We start from the raw sequence: 19,542 nt of genomic DNA, 5'->3' as shown, positions 1-19,542 counted from the left end.
TCACACGGCGGCAGCTCAGACACATCGGCTGCGTTCCTTCCGCGTGGATGATTCATCCTGCTGTGGCGACGGGTCACGGCCGGTTATTATGCGCAGCAGAAGACAGACGCGGATGAGCAGGAACGGATCACGCTGTGGCGACGGGTCACAGGCGGATATACTCGGCAACGGTCTGTCAACGCTCGATGAAAATCTTTTCTGAGCTGATGAATTTTTCGCTCGGTTCATGCGACTACTAAGTGCATGGGCGCTCGTTCGAGTATGCTGACGACGCCTGTGCCGCTCTTGACAATGATGAATTGGATGAAGCGAGCACGAGCAGTGGAATGATGCGATAGGTGGATTCAACCGGGCCCTTACGCCGATGTTGTGATCCGTGTGTTGTCAATCTCCGAGCCCACTGCTTGTGCTGCCTTCATCTGATTCAGCGCTACCTCCAAATGCGATCAGCAAAATTCCTATCACCGCGGTACGGCCGAGTCGTGCCAGTGCTCGCAGCCTGTTGTCAAGCCCTAACCTGCCGCCGTTCGACCGGCGTTGTTTCACCGTCACGCCGTTAACAAGCATTGCAGATGTTTCAAGCGTGGCACATTGAAACATCCGCAGAGAGCCATGAACGGACGCCGATGCAGTGGCCTCTGCTCGGACAATTGATTGAACCATTGTTGGTTGTGATGGATGCGATCAATTTTTCAGGCGTCGCCGTGCCGATGGCACGCAGCTTGCTCTTGAGATGGACGCTCGGAGACATTGACGTGCGATGCCAGTAGGCATCAGCGACATCAGGCTGCGGTTGAACTCCTCCTTTCGTTTCGACAATCCGTGAATCAGATGAGGAGGATTACCATGCCGAAAAACGGCTGTCGAAAACCGAGGGAGCGTGGTCAGGCGATTGTCGAAATGGCGCTGACCTTTCCCATCATCGTCATGATTGTGGCTGGGCTGGTGCACTTTGGCATGGCCATGCGCGCGCAGCATATCATCACCAACGCGTCTCGGGTGGGTGTGCGTCGGGTCGTTCAGCAAGGGTGCTCAGATTGCGCTCACGCGGTGGTGCTCAATTACTGTACGCAGGCGGGCATGGAGGTCAACAGGGTCAACGTCCAGTCGCAATTGATTCCTGCCGCCAACGAGGCGCGCGTCACGGTTACTTATCAATTCAGTTCGCCGACGCAGAATTTGTGGATGTGGATTGTGAGTTATCTCACGGGTCAATCGCCGGCGCAGCTGAATCAGTTAAGCGCCACGACCGTTATGAGGTTATAAGCCATGAAGCTCAATCTGCGTTCATTGACTCACTCTCTCAAGATGGTGACTTGCCGGTGGCGTCAGCGCGGTCAGTCACTTGCTGAGTTTGGGCTGCTCGCGCCAGTGGCCATTCTGATGATTGCCGGCTTGATTGACGTAGGACGGCTGGCCGTCTCCGAGCATATCATTCGAGCGGCCTCGCGCGAATTCGCGCATTTAGCAACGGTCAGTGATTTGAGCAATGCCGAGATACGAACCAAGGTGATCCAGCGCATCCAGAGCATGGGCATAGACCCTAATGATGTGGTGATCACCGTCACAGGCGCAAATGGCGCAGCGGGTCAACCCGCTCAGGTGACACTCAATTACCGGGTGGAGCTGACCGCGTTGAGTTTCATTTTGCCACGAGACTACATTCAACTGACGGCATCCACTGTCATGTTTAATGAGTGAATGAAAAACAATAACGAATGAAAAACACCAACAGGCACATGGGGCGTTGTCCAGCGCGGTCGGCAGCGGAGTGAGCCGAGCCGTCGGCAACGCGCCTCACAATCTAACCTAGGAGGGTATACATGAAATTGACGAGCATCAGAAAGCGAGCAGAAAAGGGTACGATGTTAGTGTTGATTGCCGCCGGGGCCGTGGCCATCATGGGCGCGGCGGCGTTGGCCGTTGACATCGGATACTTCTTCACCGTGCGAAATCAACTGCAGAACGCCGCCGACGCAGCCGCGTTGGCTGCCGTGCAGGGCTTGATTGCCGACCCCGGCAATTACGCTGACAATGGCACAGCTAAACGGTGGGCGATAGAAACGGCTGCCAAGAATTTGGCTGACGGTCAGCCCGTCATCCTTACTCCGGCGGACATTCTCTTCCCTAATCCCAGCACTGCGCGGGTCAATATCCAGCGGACAGTGGATACGTTTCTCGGTCGAGCCATTGGCATAACGAGCGCAGACCTGAAAGTGACTGCCAAAGCTGTGCCCAGTGAGGCAATCAGCGGAGCGGTGCTGGGCAACGGGCTGCGTCCGTGGGCTATATTCGATCAGTTCGGCCATGGTTCACTCTGTGTGCCTTTCAACGATTGTGAGGTGAACCCCACACCGCACGGTGAGTTCAAAAATTACCCACACACATGGAACGGCGTGACGGTTCAATCCGACCATTACAAGTCGCCGTATGATCCCGAATTCAATGGTTGGGACCTGAGCAATCAAAGCGACTGCGGTCAGGTCACCGGTTTGATCAATCCACGTGATGTCAACGGCACTCGCTACACACTCAAGCAATTTGCTAGTTGTAATAGTGGGAAGAAAAATAATAACGGGAACGGCAACGGAAATAACAATAACAACAGTAATCCGTGGCTGACGCCTGGCAATTATGGCGCGGTGGCGTTGGGAAGTAATGGCGCCAGCACGTACCGTGAGAATATCCGCAATGGCTATCAGGGGTTGGTGCAGATTGGCGACCTCCTACCCACAGAGACGGGTAACATGGTGGGTCCAACGAGTCAAGGTGTGAATGACCTGATTGCCAAGGACCCCAGCGCCTATATGGTACGAAACGCAGCGGGCCGCTGGGTTGTGATGAGTCCCAACTTTCCGGTGAACGAAAGCCCGCGGATCGTCCCGATTCCGCTCTACAGCTATGCCCATTCGCCGGGCAACGGGCGGTCTAATTTCAAAGTGACCAACATCGCCTTCTTCTTTGTCGAAGGCTCAAACGGTCGTGATGTGTGGGGTCGGTTCGTAGCCAGCCGTTCTAAGGTTGGTGAGCGTACAGCGCCATCGCCAAATGCGGGTACGTCAACGGTCAGCGGCGGAGGCCGCATGGTTTTGACGGGACGCTTGACCGATCAGTAGCCAGCCAGACATCGTTTGGCAAAAGCCGCTGAGCCGTTTGCTGGAAGCGCAAACGAGGTGGCCTGTGATGATATAGAGTTGTATGTCAGAACGATTCACGTAGACCTGAACAATTTCATCCTGGCGCGTGCGGTCGTTGGACGACAGTGACCCTCCTCAAGGTTCGACCCAACAAGCTGTCTGCCCTCAGCCAACCCCGCACGTGCCGCCCCGTCAAGCTGGATCACCTACGTCTCCAAGAACGCCATGAGCTACTTCGCGGTCTTCGTGTTCTTTAGGGTTTACGCGCATGATCTTTGAACATCACTATCACAGCATGAGCGATGCCTCGGAAGCCTCGGAAAGTAGAAGACAGGTCACGAAGACTGAGCTGAACAACGCTGATCAATTGGCCGCACCATCCGCTTGAGTGATGCCATCCACACAAAGGGGTGTGGTCAGCTTTTTCACCCCTGATTCCTAGCGTCTCAAGAGTGAAAGGTCTGTTTCATTGCTTTGGTGAGAAGGCCATCTTCAACGGCTTCTTAAGATCAATGTAATGGATTGAAAAGTTAGTGATTAGTGTGGTCAAACAAATTCTTATCAACCGTCCACCGAGTGGTATCAAGTTTGCTTCGCATCGCTGGGGAAAACAGCTATGGATGGACTATGCAACAGAATGAGTCAGCCTGAAGCACGATCAACCTCGTTGCCTCAGCCTGGTGTGGAACCACTGTGGAAAGTGATAGAGGAACTGAGTCGGCTAGCGCGAGAAACGATTTATGCAGTGGTTGACGATGGAGCCGAAGCAGGCGCTCAACCAGACCCGGCAGCCTCATGGAGGGCCATGGTTCGGTTCCGGCAACAGAACGACCCTGAATTGATCGCAGCCTGTTTGCAAGGGAATCGAGATGCCTGGACTGTGCTTATCGAGCGGCATGGCGGCCTGATCTATTCGATTGCGTGGAAGTCGAAACTAGCGCCGGAGGACGTGGCCGATGTGTTTCAATCGGTAATACTCGATGTGCTCAGCGGATTAGACCGCTTAAAAGATCACAGCAAGTTTCGGTCATGGTTGACCAGCATCGCCATTCATCACTGCATGCGATTGAAGCGGCGTCACCGTCAAGCGTTCGTCAATCTGGACGAGGTGGCAGAGCAAGCGGCGAATGTGGCCGATACTCAGCCGCTGCCGGACGAGGTGTTAGAGACCCTCGAAAAGCAGCAGTTGGTACGTCACGCACTGGCGATGATGGATGAGCCGTGTCGCCACCTTCTGACACGACTCTTTTTCGACGACGAGTTGAAATCGTATGAAGAGATTGCCGAGGAATTAGGGTTTGCGGTTTCCACCATTGGTCCCAAGCGCGGGCGATGTTTAAGGAAACTGCTGTTGACGCTTCAGCAACTCGGCTTTTGAGGGTCTCAACGCATGGATGTAGCCCACTCAAAATGGTGTCCGTCAATCGAACAGCTCGCGGACTTCGTGCGCAACCTGTTGTCTACGCGCGAGGCCGCATTTATACGCCAACATTTGCAACAAGGATGTGCGACCTGCAATGCGCAGGTGAGCCAGTTGCAACAGGTGTGGTCGCAGGTAGATCACTGGATGCTGCGCGATGTGCCCGAGTGGCTGATGCGGCGGGCGGTGAGCTTGTTTGATCAGCACAGGATCGGAGCGCCGGTTGATCGCTCAAACGTGGCATTGTTGGTAGCTGACAGTTTTGATCGAGACATGCTGCTTGGATTTCGCAGCACGCGAAAAATGTCCAGACAACTGCTCTACCGAACCACGGAGTACGACATTGACCTGTGCATTCATTTCAGCGAACGTGAGCCTCGTATGCTGATTACCGGCCAGGCCAATCCGGTCAGCGGTGACCTGGAATCGGTCGTCGGAGGCGAAGTTGAGCTGTATCAACAAACGGAGCTCGTTGCCCGAACGTTCGCGAATGAGTTTGGGTGGTTTTATCTTGATGAAAGTCCTGAGGGCGTTTACAACCTGCTCATCCGCCTCAAGAGCGGCGAGATAGCCATTCATGGACTGGATGCTACCGATCCGATCAATTGACCATGACGACGATGATGCCAACCCTCACAACGCCGAGCCGCACGCCGGAGCTACCCGTTGAGGCCTTACTGCGCCAGGTCCTTTCACAGGATGATGCCGTTGACGCGCATCGGTTGTTATCAGCGCATCGAGCATACATTACGGTAGATTGGGTCAAGCGGTTGAAAGAGCAGGTGGCTCATCTGATCCGCGTTGACATTCATCAGGCTATCCGGCTGGCCGAGCTGACGCAGGCTGCCGCCACACTGATTGATCAGCCGGACGCGACGGCGTTGGCTCATCACGCCGTGGCGCTGGTGCGCCATTTTTCTGGGCGGTACCGTGAGGCGTTGCTTGAATACGATCAGGCTGAAAGCCTTTATCATCGGCTCAATCGCCCCGTTGATGCAGCGCGCATCGGGCGGGCCAAGCTCGATGTGCTGATGTATCTTGGACGCTATGAAGAAGCGTTGACGGTGGGTCAGCGCGCCTGTCAGGTGTTTCGCCATCACGACCAGCGCCTGTTGCTCGCTCAGACATTGGAAAACATGGGCAACGTTTATCATCGGCTGGATCGCTACCATGAGGCGCTGAGCCATTATCAACAAGCATTGAGTATCTATCAGGAGGGCGGCCATCAGTTCAATATCGGCTCGGTCAGCTACAACACGGCCAACGTCTACGTCTGCTTAAACCAGTTTGAACAGGCGGTGACACTCTATCAGCAGGCCCGAGAGGTCTACGAGCGATTATCTATGCCGCTGCTGGTCAACCAAGCTGACTACAGCATCGCATGGCTCTACTTCCAACGAGGGCGATTTCAAGAGAGCCTGCGGCTATTTGCAGAGGTTCGTTTGCAAGCCTGTCAGCTTGGCGACCCGGCTCAGGACGCGCTGTGCGATCTGGACCTGGCCGAGGTCTACTGGCAATTAAATGCTTACCAGCAAGCTCGTGAAGCGGCGCAATCGGCCATCGAGAAATTTCAGGCGCTGGACATGCGCTATGAACAGCTCAAGGCTCGCATGTATCTGGGCATCGTTCATCTGCGTGAGAACCGGTTAGACGCGGCTGCCTCAGAGCTAGCAGCGGCGCGTCAGGGATTCCTCGCCGAAGGCAACGATGTGTTTGCAGCCGTGACCGCGCTCCACATGAGCGAGGTGTGCGCGCGCCGCCAGGAGTGGGATCAGGCCGAGTCGCTTTGCCAACAGGCCGAGGCTCTGTTTGAGCAACACCGTCTGGTCGCCAAAGCGGCCTATGCCCAATTTCAGCATGCGCGCATCGCCTTCAGCAGCGGCGATGTCGCCCGCGCGCGATCTCTGAGCGAGGCGGCGTTGACTGCCCTTGGCAGGATCGAAGCGCCATCCTTGGCCTATCAGATACTTCATTTCCTGGGCAATCTACTGGAGCAAACCGGCGAAGCAGATCAAGCCTACCGCTACTACACGCGCGCGGTGGAGCAAGTGGAACGATTGCGGCGTGGCATCCGGGTGGAACAATTGGCTTGCGCCTTCATTCATGACAAGATGTCCGTCTACGAAGACCTTGTTCAATGGTGCTCACAACGAGAAACCGATGACATGATCGAAGCGGCGTTTCGGTACGCTGAGGCTTCCAAATCCCGCGTCTTGCTCGATCTGTTGTCTCAGACGGGTCGAACGATTGAACGGGTGGCTTCCAACCCTGGCAGCCGCGATTCGTTCAAGCAAATTGAAACGCTGCGCGAGCGGTTGAATTGGTACTATACGCGCATTGAGCAGATAGAGTGGCAGGGCAAGCAGAGTATGGCCGGCCGACTGGCTGAGCTGTATGCGGCTGCGCGAGCCGATGAGGAGCAGATAGCTCGGTTGATTCAACAACTGCGCATCGAAGACGCGGAGGCTGCCTCACTGTATAGCAGTTTTTCATTGGACGTGGGTGCGTTGCGAGACGCTTTGGCCGACGATGAAGCGCTGGTTGAGTATTACATCGTCAACGGACGCGTCAAGGTGTTCGTGCTGACGCGGCGGGAGCTTCATCTGCTGAATGACATCACCACTGACGAGCGCGTGTCATCATTACTGCGCCCGCTGCGCCATAGCTTGAATCAATGCATGCTGGGCGAAGCATTTGTTCACGCTCACCGACGCAATCGTCAGGCGTTCGCTGATTCGTGTTTGAAGAAGCTCTACACTGAGTTGATCGCGCCGATTGAATCGCTGATCGAAGGCAAGCGGCTGGTATTCGTGCCACATGGCCTGCTGCACAGCGTTCCGTTTCATGCATTGTACGATGGCCATCGTTACTTGCTTGATCATCACGAAATTTCCTATGCGCCCAGCGCCAGTGTATTCAAGTGGTGTGTGGATAAAGCGCGGGCGCGACAGAAGGCCGGGCCGATATTGCTGATGGGCCTTGCTGATGACGCCGCGCCCTGCGTCACGGATGAGGTCACTGCGCTCAAAGCTCTGTGGCCTGAAGCCAAGGCGGTCCTGGGGCCAGACGCCACGTGGCAACGCCTCCTTTGTGACGGCAGCCGCGCTGGTCTGCTGCACTTGGCTACGCATGCTACGTTTCGTTCCGATCAACCCCTGTTCTCAGCGATGAAGCTAGCCGACCGATGGGTGAGCTTTTACGACCTTTTGAATCTGCGACTTGAAGCAGACCTGGTCACGCTTAGCGCCTGCGAAACCGGTTTGAACGGCGTTTATCCAGGCGATGAATTGTTTGGACTGACACGTGGATTTCTCTATGCTGGCGCTTCATCGCTGATTGTCAGCTCATGGATGGTCAAAGATCGCTCAACGGCGACCTTCATGCCAACGTTGTACGAGGGCTTGAAACAAGGCTTGAACAAGCGTGCTGCATTGCGAGCCGCTCAGTTGGCGATGAAGCAACAGCATCCACATCCGTATTACTGGGCTCCGTTTGTACTGATTGGAGCAGCCTTTTGACACTGGAGGGAACCATGAGGGACCGATATTCAAGAAAACACACAACAAACTCATGGAGTTTCAGCATGCTGGTGATGATAGCTGGATTGATACTCTGCCTCACGCTTGTTGATGTGAGCAGTGTGAACCCGGTCGGCGATGATGCCGCTGTTCAGGCTGACTCATCGGCAGCCAGTTATGATCCGCAGACAATCATCGTTGAGCTCAAACCTCAGCGAACGATTCAAGGCGTAGCTGGTCGTTACAATCTGGTCGTCCTCGAAGAGGTGGATGAGCGAATCTGGTTGTTGGGCATCCCACAGGGTCGAACCGTTGAACAGGTGATGAGTGAGCTCCGCGCTGATCGTGATGTCAAATCGGTCGAACCCAACTATCTATTGCAGATTCCTGAAATCAATCAACGAACGATCGCCAATGTAGATGGCCCCGGCAGCAGCGCCGCCTATGCGGCTCAACCGGCGCTCTCGCTTCTCGGCGTTATGTCAGCTCAAGCTGTGGCCGATGGGCGTGGCGTCGTTGTCGCCGTGATTGATACAGGGATTGATGTAGCCCACCCGGCTCTGGGGTCTCTCACATCCGGTTATGATTTTGTGGATCGCGATAGTGATCCTTCTGAAGTCAGTGGCGGCATCGGTTATGGACACGGAACGCTTGTGGCCGGCTTGATCAAGCTGGTTGCTCCTGGTGTGACGATTATGCCGGTACGCGCGTTTGGCCCTGACGGTCGTGGGACGGCCAGTAATATCGCGAAGGCGATCCGCTACGCTGCGCAGAATGGCGCCGATGTGATCAACTTGAGCTTTGGCACGCTCGGTCAACCACAAGCGATGCGAGGCGTCATGAACCTGGCGCTGCGTCGAGCCATCGTAGTCACAGCCGCCGGCAACAGCAATACAAATTGGCCGGTGCCGTATCCGGCGTCGGTCGAAGAAGCGATGACCATTGCCGCTACAGACCTGTCTGATTACAAAGCCGCTCTCTCCAATTATGGTGCTCACGTAGACCTGTGCGCCCCCGGTGTCGAGTTGATTAGCGCCTTCCCCGGTGGCGGTTTTGCGTCAGCCAGCGGCACGTCGTTTTCAGCGGCGCTCGCAAGCGGCGCTGTCGCGTTGGTCAAATCGTCTGGTCGGGCCAATGCAGCGCAAGCCGTGCTTGATTCAGCGGTCAACATTGACGGGCTCAATCCGGGCTATCGCGGCATGCTTGGACGTGGCCGGTTGGATGTGCTGGCCGCTGTTTCACGGTGATACATAACGAGGGCCGAGCTCAATCAATCTGGCGTCTTGAAGACGGAGCTTCGATTATCTCAGTTGCAATCCTGATGAAGCTGAGCGCCTCTGGGTCACACAGGTAAGCCGCGTGGCTGGCCCAGTTGCCCCATCGCTGCCAAGCAGGCCGATATGCCGAGCTCATGGCGCCGCTTTTGCCGAGGGGCTTAAGCCGCTTCAACATCAACAACACCCACTTCAACTGAGTGCCTCCCTGGGCGCAGTTCTCCACTCTCCATGAAGAAGGGCGCCGCGTCGGCAACGGCATCCAGTTCTTCCTCTTGACCGGGTACGTGTCGGTCATTACAATGGCCTCACTCAATTGGTCGTCAGTGTGTGAAGAGAAATGAAGTAGGATTTTGCTCAAACCAAACATCCATCTACAGGAGGAAACTATGCTGCCAGTGGTACTGACCGGATTGCCGGTTGTCGTCGCGTTGCTGTTGCAGGTTCACGGTCCCAGTGGAGATGAGTTGCCGAGAATTTTCATGCGGTGGGTGCACTTTGTCGCCGGGATCGCTTGGATCGGGCTTCTCTACTTTTTCAACCTGGTCAACGTCAACTTCATGAAAGCCCTGGATGGGCCAACCAAAGGCAAGGTTGTGCCGGAACTGATGCCGCGCGCCCTCTGGTGGTTTCGCTGGGGTGCTGTGGTCACCGTGTTGATGGGACTGGGTTACTATGTCATGTACATTCTGCGCCCGGACGCCCAAAACGCCAAAGTGCCGATGGGTGGCGTCTTCATTCAATGGCTTGGCTGGTCGCTGCTGGCGTGGGGCATCATCTATGGGTTCTTGATGCTCGTTCCGGGGCGCATTGACAAGGGCTGGTTTATTGCCGTGGCGGTCGTGTTGGTGGTGCTCATCATGTCGTTCTTGATGATTAAAACATTCACCATTCCGACCCCGACAGGAATGCATTTTACCAACAAATCAGCGTCCATCGGTATTGGCGGTGGAATCGGGTTGATTATGATGCTGAATGTGTGGGGCATTATCTGGCCGCATCAGAAACGAATTATCGCGTGGACGAAGGCCAATGCCCAGGACGGAACGCCAATTCCACCCGAATCGGCTCAACTGGCGCGTCGCGCGTTCATGGCTTCGCGCACGAACTTTTGGTTATCGTTGCCCATGTTGTTCTTCATGGCCACCTCACATGGAGACTACATTTGGTTTCGTCCGTGAACAAAGCAATGAGGGCCGAGGGTGAGAAGCGAAGCGCACCGGCAATGAGCCCTGTTGCAGATGGTTTCGTTCGTGAACGGCACATACGCCCGACGGTGAGAAGCGAAGCGCACCGGCAGTGAGCCCTGTTGCCGAGGGCGCTTCATTGTTTGCCGATGCTCTTGGCCTGCCGGCCTTCAATTTTGAAGGATAAACAATTTGGCGCGTTCAGTCCGGTTGTCAACGCCACCGAGAATCAGGTTGGGTGCGCTGCTAGGTTGGAGTTGAGCTTGTAAGGCCCCGGTGACCCAATGGTTGGTCAAGTCCCATTTTTTGACAGGCCGTCCGTCGAGGATACCGAAAGCGCTAATGCCGCCGTTGATGCCCAGAAGCACTTCAGGCATGTTGTCAGCAGCCGCATCCACATCAGCGAGCGTGATCTGCTCAATCGCGTTGGGATCAATCTGCTGTTGCCATTGTAATTGGCCTCGTTCATTCCAGGCATAGATTGTGCCGGTCAACGCGACGGCGACGACAATCGTGCGAAAAGTATCTTGATAGACGGCCGGTGAGGTGAAGACGCTGCCGGCCACCGATCGAGGCCAGCCAGGCAAAAACGTTCCGTCAGACGCACGTAGCGCATAGACCAATGGTGCATACGTGCCGCCTAAAACGTCTATCTCGCCATCAGCATCAAGGTCGGCAAAAACAGGCTTGCAAATCGGGTGCTGACCGATGCGATGAATCCATCGTTGTCGGAATTGCCCCTGCTCATAAGCAAACAGATAGAGCGTGCCAGCTTGATCGGCATACCCATTGCCGCCGCCAATGGCGATGAGCGTCTCCTCATGTTGACGGTACACGCTCGGCGATGAGGCAAAGTATTCATCAATGAAGATGGGCGTGTTGGCAAGCGGCTTGCCGTTGGAATGCCAGGCGTAGATTCTGGCCTGGCCCAAGAAGTAATCGGCTGACGCAATAATCTCCAGCCGACCGTCATGATTCAAATCGGCGACCTCCGGTCTCCTTTTGAAGTAGCCTTCGATCCGCTGCTTCCAGATTAGTCGCCCATTCGCGCTGAACACATAAAGCGTGCGCCCATGACCGCAGATGACTTCAGGCCAACCACTACCGTCCACGTCGGCGACAATAGCCGGCGTAGGGGGCAACATCGCAACGTCTTCATCCGTGAGGACAGGCCAACCGGGCAAAATCGAACCATCGCTGGCCACAGCCGTGATCAGGCCCGACATGGACATGGAAAAAATCCGAGGATGGACCCCACTGGCCGAGACAATGATGTCCAGTTGACCATCGCCGTTCAGATCGCCTATGGCCGGCGTGTTGACATAGAAGTAACCAACCGGCACTTGAATCAACGCCGAGACGGATTGCGCGTGGTGCGCAGGCGTCGCCACCGTCAGCACTATGACAAACAACAGCAGCGGCATCAGGAGCCGCGTCGCATCACGGCCAGCGGCAACAAACATCAGCAGGGGCAACCGGGCTTCTCGGTTGGAACGAGTGAAGCGAATGGGCACTGCGCCCGCCGGGATTGGGCTAAGACCCTCCTGATCGTTCTTGTTCATGATCTCCTCCACAATGGCTTCGGTTCGTTCTACAACCACTCGTCTATCTCTCACTTCTCACACGGGCGGCAGTATATCAAAACCGCGACGTGATAGCTATCAGGATTACTACTTAATTTCATCCTGGAGATTAACGAGCAAGTTCATTTCAACAAGTAGACAGTCCATAAGCCCGCGCCGCGCCGCTGCGTTCGTGACCCGTCATTTGGTGTAGAGCTTGTCGTTTGGTCTGTGACGACTCGCTCACTCTACGGCTCGTGCCAAGGTTGACAAAGCTGTGAGGCAATGGCATGGTTTGCCGCCGCAACGAAGGAAAATGCAATGAGCGTACTGGATCGTATCAAACAACGTGCCCAGGCTCATCCACGACGGATCGTGCTGCCTGAAGGCGAAGACGAACGGACGCTGCGGGCAGCAGCTATCTGCGTTAGTCAAGGGATCGCCCACGTGACGTTGCTTGGACGCGAAGCCGTCATCCGAGAAGAAGCCGCTCGACTGAACGTGCCGCTGCATCAGATAAGCATAGTGGAGCCGGCGCGATCCAGTGACCTTGAAGCCTATGCTCGATTCTATTTTGAATTGCGCCGGTCCAAAGGGATCACGCTGAACGAAGCGCGACAGCAGATGCTGGCCCCACTCTACTTCGGCGCGATGATGGTGCGGGAAGGCAACGCTGATGGCGCGGTGGCCGGCGCTGTTCACACGACGGCTGAGACCGTGCGGGCAGCCATTCAGGTGGTCGGATTACGAGAAGGCTTTCGCCTCGTCTCTAGTTTCTTCATCATGGTGCTGCCCGATGCTCGCGTGGGCGCTCAAGGCGCCTTGATCTATGCCGATTGTGGCGTGGTGGTGAACCCTTCGGCAGCAGAGCTGGCCGAGATCGCACTGGCCTCGGCGCACAGTTGCCGACAATTACTGGAGGTTGAACCTTACGTGGCGATGCTCTCCTTCTCCACCAAAGGGAGCGCCGCTCATCCATTCGTGGAGAAAGTCGTCGAAGCAGTGAAGACGGCTCGCGCCCGTGCGCCCGAGTTGCAGATTGATGGTGAGCTGCAAGCAGACGCTGCGTTAGTGCCATTGGTCGGCGAGAAAAAAGCGCCAGGCTCGCCAGTTGCCGGTCGGGCCAACGTGCTGATCTTTCCCAACCTCGACGCTGGCAATATCGCGTATAAACTGACCGAACGGCTGGCCGGAGCCACCGCCATCGGGCCGATCTTGCAAGGGCTGAACAAGCCGGTCAACGATTTATCGCGTGGCTGCACGGCTGAAGACATCGTCGAGGCCATCGCCGTCACAGCGGTGCAAGCGCTGGCTTCGTGAGGCGCATCGGGCAGCGTTCAATCGAGTCGCACGTGTGAGTCGTAGGTCACTGCCTCACAGGTTACTGATTCAGTCGAGCTGAAATCCGAAATGCTTGGTAAATCGCGCCGCCCACGCCCAGCGCGAACCAGATCAGAAACATCCACGGCGTGGTGCCAAGCCACTTGTCCAGATAATAGCCGATCAGGCCTCCAGCCAAAATGTAAGAAATGAACACCGTGCCAAGCGACATGGCCATACCAAATTTCTTCAGTTGTTCTGGCGTATCTGACTTTGCCATGACAATCACCTCGTTTGATTGTAGACGAATGAGCCGCCGGCCTCAATCGGCAAGAGGCTTTCTGCTCGTATAGGTCTCGTGTTATATTTCCGCCCTGTACGAACATTTCAAGACTTACCTGCGTGCTACGACAGGCCAGGAAGAATGAAGAGAGACTTGTCCAGATCACGGCGATTGCAGAAACGCTCCCTTTTTCTCTGCGCCTTCGATGCGCTGCGCTCGTTTCCCACAGCTCTGGCCACGAGGATTCAAGCAATGCACCCAAGCCCATTTCCTAAAAAATTGCTGTGTGACCGTCTATGTTTCGCCGACTGCTAGTCGCCAATCGAGGAGAGATCGCATTGCGCATCATACGCGCTTGCCGTGAGCTGGGCATTGAAACGGTCGCCGTGCACTCATCCGCAGACCGCGACTCGCCGCATTTACGCTTGGCGGATAAGAGTGTCTGCATCGGTCCAGCGCAGAGCAAAGAAAGCTACCTCAACATGGACGCCGTGCTGCAAGCGGCCGAGCAATACGAATGTCAGGCGCTGCATCCCGGTTATGGATTCCTGTCGGAGAACGCGCTCTTTGCCGAGCGGTGCTTGCGACAGAAGATTGCGTTTGTCGGGCCGCCGCCTCACGCGATTCGATTGATGGGCGACAAACTGACAGCCAAGCAAACCATGCAGGCCGCCGGCTTGGAAACGATTCCCGGCTCTGCATCGCTTCTGGCCAATGTGGATGAGGCGAAACAGGTGGCCCGCTACGTTGGCTATCCCGTCTTGTTGAAGGCCACAGCCGGCGGCGGCGGCAAGGGGATGCGCGTCTGTCGCGATGAAGGCGAGTTGCAACGCTTTTTCGACGAGGCCGCCTTGGAGGCAGAGAAAGCGTTTGGTCACCCTGGCCTCTATTTGGAAAAGATCATTCAAGGTGGCCGACACATTGAATTTCAAGTGCTGGGCGATGCGTTTGGTCATGTCATTCATCTGGGTGAACGCGAATGCTCAGTCCAGCGTCATCACCAAAAACTGGTCGAAGAATCTCCATCGCCGGTGATAGATGCTGATACACGCCGTCGCATGGGCGAGCGCGTCGTCGCGGCCATGAAGGCGATCGGATATGTCAGCGCCGGCACCGTTGAATTCCTACGCGATGCCGACGGTCGCTTGTACTTCATGGAGATGAACACGCGGCTTCAAGTCGAGCATCCGGTCACCGAAATGGTCACGGGTGTGGACATCGTCAAAGAGCAAATTCGTATCGCCGCCAATCAACCGTTGACGATCAAACAGGACGAGGTCCGGTGGAACGGTCATGCGATTGAATGTCGCATCAACGCCGAAGACCCACAAAACGGATTCAAACCTGACCCCGGCTGCATCACTGTGTTTGATCCACCAACAGGCGAGGCACTCCGATTGGACACACACGTTGAAGCCGGGTACACCATCCCGCCGTTCTACGATTCGATGATTGGCAAGCTGATTGCGCATGGGAGGACGCGACCGGAGACGTTGCGTATTATGGCAGAGGCGTTGAGGCAATTTCGTATTGAGGGCGTCCGCACTACAATCCCGCTGCATCAGCGTATTCTGGCTGCGCCTGAGTTCGTCAGCGGACAGTACGATGTCGAATTTCTCAAACGCATGCTGGTTGATTGAAGAAAATGGGGAAAAGCCCGAAGCCCTCTTCGAGGGAAATCCGAAGTCCGAAGCACGAAGTCCGAAACAAGTTCAAACGTCAAAATCTCAATGTTCCAAACACTACCCCACTCATTGTCTGCCATTTGGAGTTTGGTCATTGGAATTTGTTTCGGATTTGGGATTTCGTGCTTGGGATTTCCCCGCCGGGGCTTCGGATTTCCCTCGAAGAGGGCCGGGTTTCCCTCGAAGAGGGCTTGGGATTTGGATTTTTGAACTTGTTTCGGATTTCGATATTCGGATTTCGGATTTCCACCACAGGGGTGCTTTATGGCTAAGGTTATCCTAGAACCGATCGGCACATCGCTGCATCATTTTCTCACGCCTGACCAATACCAAGAAAATTTACGCGCCATGCAAGCGTTGAACCTGGAGCTACAAGCTCGACGCGAACAGGTGCGCGCTGGCTGGGGTCCGAAATACGTTGAGCGCGTTCACCAGAAAGGCAAGCTGACCACCTGGGAGCGTATCGAGCGGCTCAAAGACGCAGGCACGGCTGTGTTCCCCATCGGCACGTTTGTCAATGAAGGGTTGACGTTCGGCGAAGAGCAACGAACGTCGCCAAGCGCGGGCGTTGTCACCGCCTTCGTTCAAGTGGAAGGGCGACACACCGTAGTCATTGCCAACGACAACACGGTGGCATCAGGCGCGTGGTGGCCGCGCACGCCGGAGAAGATTCAACGCGCGCAAGAAATCGCCTTACGTTTGCGCATTCCGGTGATCTATCTGGTTGATTGCAGCGGCCTGTTCCTCCCCGAACAGATTCACACGTTTCCTGGCAAAACCGGCGCTGGCCATATTTTCAAGTACAACAGTCTGCTCAGCGCCCACGGCGTGCCACAGATTGCTGGCGTTTGTGGGGATTGCATTGCCGGCGGCGGTTATATGCCGATTATTAGCGACGTTGTCTACATGACTGAAGACGCCTATATGGTGATTGCCGGCGCGGCGCTGGTCAAAGGTGGCAAATCGCAGAAGATCACCAGCCTCAGCATTGGCGGCCCTGATGTGCATGTACACCTGTCTAATTGCGCCGACGCGCGTGTGCCCGATGATGATACGTTGCTGCGCATGATCCGTCGGGAAGTCGCCAAGTTGCCCAGCAGCGCCGTCGAGTATTATCGCTATGGTATGCAATCTGCCCCACCTCGCTTTGATCCGGCAGAGCTGGATGGGTTATTTCCCGTGGATTACCGTATGGCTTACGACATGCGGCAGGTGATCGCTCGCTTGGTGGATGCCGGGCTGTTCTGGGAATTGATGCCGCAGCAGGGTCAGGAAATGATCTGCGGCGTTGGCTGTATCAGTGGTCTGTATGTCGGCATCATTGCCAATAATCAGTTCCTCACCGACCATCCGGTGAGCCACCATGTGAAGCGACCCGGCGGTATCCTCTATCGAGAGGGGATTGCCAAAATTGCTCAGTTCTCCCGCGCCTGCAATGACGATGGCTTGCCGATCATCTGGCTTCAGGACATCTCCGGCTTCGACATCGGGCCGGAGGCGGAAAAGCAAGGACTGCTCGGCTACGGCTCAAGTTTGATTTATACCAATTCGACCAACTCGACGCCGATGATCACCGTCCTGCTGCGCAAGGCCTCAGGCGCAGGCTATTACGCCATGGCCGGTATGCCCTATGATCCGGTCTTGCAACTGGCAACGCCGATCACACGGCTGGCTGTGATGGAAGGCCGCACGCTGGCCATCGGCACCTACAACGCCCGACTCGATGACGATTTCAATATCATTTTTACCACCCAAGAGGAGTACGAGGAAGTGCGACGTGGCATGGAGGCCGTGGAAGCCCGTATCACTGCTGAGATGAACCCAATCCTGACGGCACGCCAACAAGACGTGGACGAAATTGTCAAAATGAGCGAGCTGCGCAGTTACTTGGAGACGATTGTCCAGATGTGTTATCAGAGCATCGGCTACCGGCGCGTGAAGAACCCACGCATCTGGTCACTACATGATTTGAATGTCCTCATCGAAAGATGACCTGTTGCTTCACCGTGACGGAGACAAACAGCCCGGCGATGGCCTGACAGGTGTTCAGCGTGTGAAGATAAGGCCGCCTTGGCTCGGTGACGCGTCGTTGGGGTTGAGAGTCATTAGGAACCGATTTGATCGGGATCAAAGCCCAGTTCCCGCAGCTTCGTAGCCAGCCGTTCGGCCCGTTGAGCTTCGCGTTCGGCCCGTTGGGCTTCCTGGGCTGCGCGTTCAGCGCCTGTTGGAATCACGCGGCCGTGCTGATCACACCAGCGCAGCCACGTGTCCTGCTTGCCTTCATAAACGCCTTCCCACAACGTCACGCCTAGCCCAATTCCGCTCAGATAACGCTCCGCGCGAGCAATATATCCCTCAGCACGCCGCTCAAACACATACAACGTCTCTTCTCCCAACTGGTGCGTCGGGTCGTAGACCACGTAATAGGCTATGCCGATGCGCGCATACTGCTGCTTCTTGCTCCCCAGCTCATTGCCCTCACGATTGGAGACAATCTCCACCACCACCTCCGGCGCCTTGCCAAACTCCCAAAAGAAATACGACCGGTGGCTCTTCTCGTGCCATTGTTCGGGAACCGCCACGTCAAGGCTCAAAAATACATCGGGCACAAGCGGCGGCTCTCGCCATGCAAAAAACAGTCCCACATTTGACGCTACCAAAAATGGCCGGCGCCCCCCGCCTTCGGCCTCCGGCTCCGGCCCCGCCCAGCTACTGTACAGTGGCTCCGTCAGCAAACGTTGCTGCTTCTCTGAAAACAAATTATCCACCGGCGTATCGTCCTCCGTCACCAATTCATTGACATCAAACGGCAACGCCGGCAGCGGCGCCAACGTCGCTTCTTGGCCTTCTGATGGAGCGTGCTCTGTCCGGTTCATGCCGCCTTTATACACTGCCACCTCCAACACCGTCAAGAACAGGCAGTGCTCTGCTGCTCTGGCTGTGAACTTTGATTCAGTTTGGCATTGCGGTATTATTGTCGCGTGGTTCCTGACAGAAAGTAACAGCAGAGGCCGTATGAAACCGCAGTTGGTCAATGAAGACCTCCAGAGGCCTGAGGCCTCTCTGTCGGAGGGTGAAAATGCGTCGCCTGTAGCTTTGCCGTCATCAGGTGCTCCGGCTTGGTACATTCGGCATCGCCGCCGAGTATTTGGGCTGGCTACCGTGTTGCTGGTGGTTGTCGGAGGTCTGCTGTTGTTAGGTCGTGGATGGCCGGTTGAAGCGCCATCGGATGGGCCGCTGCAAACTTCGACAGCGCCATCGTCGTCCTCGATGCAAGCGCCGTCGCGTGAGAATCCTTGGCGCACGTTGAAAATTGCTCAGGCAGTGTATACTCCGCCTCAGCCACAGGAGGATGATTTGATTTGGCGAGAGCCGGGCGGCGACATGCCTGCCAACGGGCAATCAAGCCTGTTTCATCAGATCATGCAATCATACCAACGCGCGGATTTTGCCACGGCTGAGCAGCAACTGGCTCAATTCTTGCAATCTTCTCCACGCCATGCTGAAGCGCATTTCTATCGTGGCGTGTCGCTCTTGATGCTCGAAAAACCGCTGCTGGCCATCGGGCCGCTTCAATCGGCTGTTCGGTTTGGTCGTGGCCGCATCCGAGGCGAAGCCATGTGGCACTTGGCGCTCGCCTATTTGAAAACGGATGATTTCGACTCAGCCATCAAAGAATGTGAGAACGTCATCAGGACGTACACGCCTCGACGTCGAGAGGCCGAGCGGCTTCGACAAGAAATTCAAGAGTTTCTTGAGCGTGAGCGGTGAATGCCAGCGCGTTGTACGTGATCAACGCTTTATCAACGTGCGCATCCGAGTTCGCGGTCCGACGCCCCATCAGCGAGCGCATCCAAGTTCGCGCTCTGATGCGCTTGCAACGGCTGTGGTAGGAGTACTGACTCGGCGATGTATTGCCTCTTGTCGCTGGAGGCGACATGCCGATATTTGGAGACGGCGCAGACGTGTTGAAGCATGATTGATCTCGTATCTGCCCCGCTAGATGATGAGAAGTGGAATTCGTTCCATGCTGTTCATCGTTCATCGTTGAGGGTTATCTCAGATTGCTCATTGAGCAATGACCAGGCATCAGCAGCGCGGACTGCCTCTGGTAATCGGCGTTTGGTGGTCAACAAAATGCCGGAGGATTGCTCTC

Annotated in this window: 16 protein-coding genes; 13 read left to right on the top strand and 3 right to left on the bottom strand. The window is 55.8% G+C overall.

What is annotated here, in order from left to right; all coding sequences use genetic code 11:
• Window positions 1–572: 572 nt before the first annotated feature.
• The 9 genes from NZ823_12325 (at window position 573) to NZ823_12285 (ending at window position 10,530) form a co-directional block, all read left to right on the top strand.
• The gene (locus NZ823_12325) at window positions 573–770 is read left to right on the top strand and encodes a hypothetical protein (GenBank protein ID MCS6805908.1); all 198 of its coding nucleotides are present in this window, start codon (window positions 573–575) and stop codon (window positions 768–770) included.
• 76 nt (window positions 771–846) lie between these two features.
• Window positions 847–1,266, top strand: a complete 420-nt coding sequence (locus NZ823_12320) for a pilus assembly protein (GenBank protein MCS6805907.1) — start codon at window positions 847–849, stop codon at window positions 1,264–1,266.
• A 3-nt stretch (window positions 1,267–1,269) separates the two neighbouring features.
• The gene (locus tag NZ823_12315; protein ID MCS6805906.1) at window positions 1,270–1,701 is read left to right on the top strand and encodes a pilus assembly protein; all 432 of its coding nucleotides are present in this window, start codon (window positions 1,270–1,272) and stop codon (window positions 1,699–1,701) included.
• Window positions 1,702–1,823: 122 nt separating this feature from the next.
• On the top strand, window positions 1,824–3,116 hold the full coding sequence (locus NZ823_12310) for a pilus assembly protein TadG-related protein (GenBank protein MCS6805905.1): 1,293 nt from the start codon (window positions 1,824–1,826) through the stop codon (window positions 3,114–3,116).
• Between the two features lie 703 nt (window positions 3,117–3,819).
• A complete protein-coding gene (locus tag NZ823_12305) occupies window positions 3,820–4,515 on the top strand; it encodes a sigma-70 family RNA polymerase sigma factor (protein ID MCS6805904.1) in 696 nt (231 codons plus the stop codon).
• A 12-nt stretch (window positions 4,516–4,527) separates the two neighbouring features.
• Window positions 4,528–5,166: a hypothetical protein gene (locus NZ823_12300; protein ID MCS6805903.1), complete on the top strand. Its 639-nt coding sequence runs from the start codon at window positions 4,528–4,530 to the stop codon at window positions 5,164–5,166.
• An 11-nt stretch (window positions 5,167–5,177) separates the two neighbouring features.
• Window positions 5,178–8,075 carry a CHAT domain-containing protein gene (locus NZ823_12295; GenBank protein MCS6805902.1) on the top strand — a complete coding sequence of 966 codons (2,898 nt, stop codon included), beginning with the start codon at window positions 5,178–5,180 and terminating at the stop codon, window positions 8,073–8,075.
• A gap of 65 nt (window positions 8,076–8,140) precedes the next feature.
• Window positions 8,141–9,322: a S8 family serine peptidase gene (locus NZ823_12290; protein MCS6805901.1), complete on the top strand. Its 1,182-nt coding sequence runs from the start codon at window positions 8,141–8,143 to the stop codon at window positions 9,320–9,322.
• Window positions 9,323–9,738: 416 nt separating this feature from the next.
• Entirely contained in the window at window positions 9,739–10,530 is a 792-nt protein-coding gene (locus tag NZ823_12285) for a urate hydroxylase PuuD (GenBank protein ID MCS6805900.1), read from the top strand.
• 176 nt (window positions 10,531–10,706) lie between these two features.
• Here NZ823_12285 and NZ823_12280 read toward each other — a convergent pair whose 3' ends face one another.
• Window positions 10,707–12,098 (bottom strand): hypothetical protein, encoded by a 1,392-nt coding sequence (locus NZ823_12280; GenBank protein MCS6805899.1) that lies wholly within the window; start codon window positions 12,096–12,098, stop codon window positions 10,707–10,709.
• 321 nt (window positions 12,099–12,419) lie between these two features.
• On the opposite strand from NZ823_12280, the gene pta reads away from it, so the two are divergent.
• Complete coding sequence (pta, locus tag NZ823_12275; GenBank protein ID MCS6805898.1) at window positions 12,420–13,418, top strand: phosphate acetyltransferase; 999 nt, start codon at window positions 12,420–12,422, stop codon at window positions 13,416–13,418.
• A 61-nt stretch (window positions 13,419–13,479) separates the two neighbouring features.
• On the opposite strand, the gene NZ823_12270 is transcribed toward pta, so the two are convergent.
• On the bottom strand, window positions 13,480–13,698 hold the full coding sequence (locus NZ823_12270) for an AtpZ/AtpI family protein (protein ID MCS6805897.1): 219 nt from the start codon (window positions 13,696–13,698) through the stop codon (window positions 13,480–13,482).
• A gap of 299 nt (window positions 13,699–13,997) precedes the next feature.
• On the opposite strand from NZ823_12270, the gene accC reads away from it, so the two are divergent.
• Both accC and NZ823_12260 read left to right on the top strand, forming a co-directional pair.
• Entirely contained in the window at window positions 13,998–15,341 is a 1,344-nt protein-coding gene (gene accC, locus NZ823_12265) for an acetyl-CoA carboxylase biotin carboxylase subunit (protein MCS6805896.1), read from the top strand.
• Window positions 15,342–15,650: 309 nt separating this feature from the next.
• Window positions 15,651–17,378 carry a propionyl-CoA carboxylase gene (locus NZ823_12260; protein ID MCS6805895.1) on the top strand — a complete coding sequence of 576 codons (1,728 nt, stop codon included), beginning with the start codon at window positions 15,651–15,653 and terminating at the stop codon, window positions 17,376–17,378.
• A 113-nt stretch (window positions 17,379–17,491) separates the two neighbouring features.
• Here NZ823_12260 and NZ823_12255 read toward each other — a convergent pair whose 3' ends face one another.
• Complete coding sequence (locus NZ823_12255; protein MCS6805894.1) at window positions 17,492–18,283, bottom strand: Uma2 family endonuclease; 792 nt, start codon at window positions 18,281–18,283, stop codon at window positions 17,492–17,494.
• A gap of 118 nt (window positions 18,284–18,401) precedes the next feature.
• On the opposite strand from NZ823_12255, the gene NZ823_12250 reads away from it, so the two are divergent.
• A complete protein-coding gene (locus tag NZ823_12250) occupies window positions 18,402–19,157 on the top strand; it encodes a tetratricopeptide repeat protein (protein ID MCS6805893.1) in 756 nt (251 codons plus the stop codon).
• Window positions 19,158–19,542 lie beyond the last annotated feature (385 nt).

This window comes from Blastocatellia bacterium (assembly GCA_025054955.1).
Taxonomy (GTDB): domain Bacteria; phylum Acidobacteriota; class Blastocatellia; order HR10; family J050; genus JANWZE01.
Note: the sequence above shows the minus strand (reverse complement) of the source record. Positions and strands in the feature narration are given on the sequence as shown.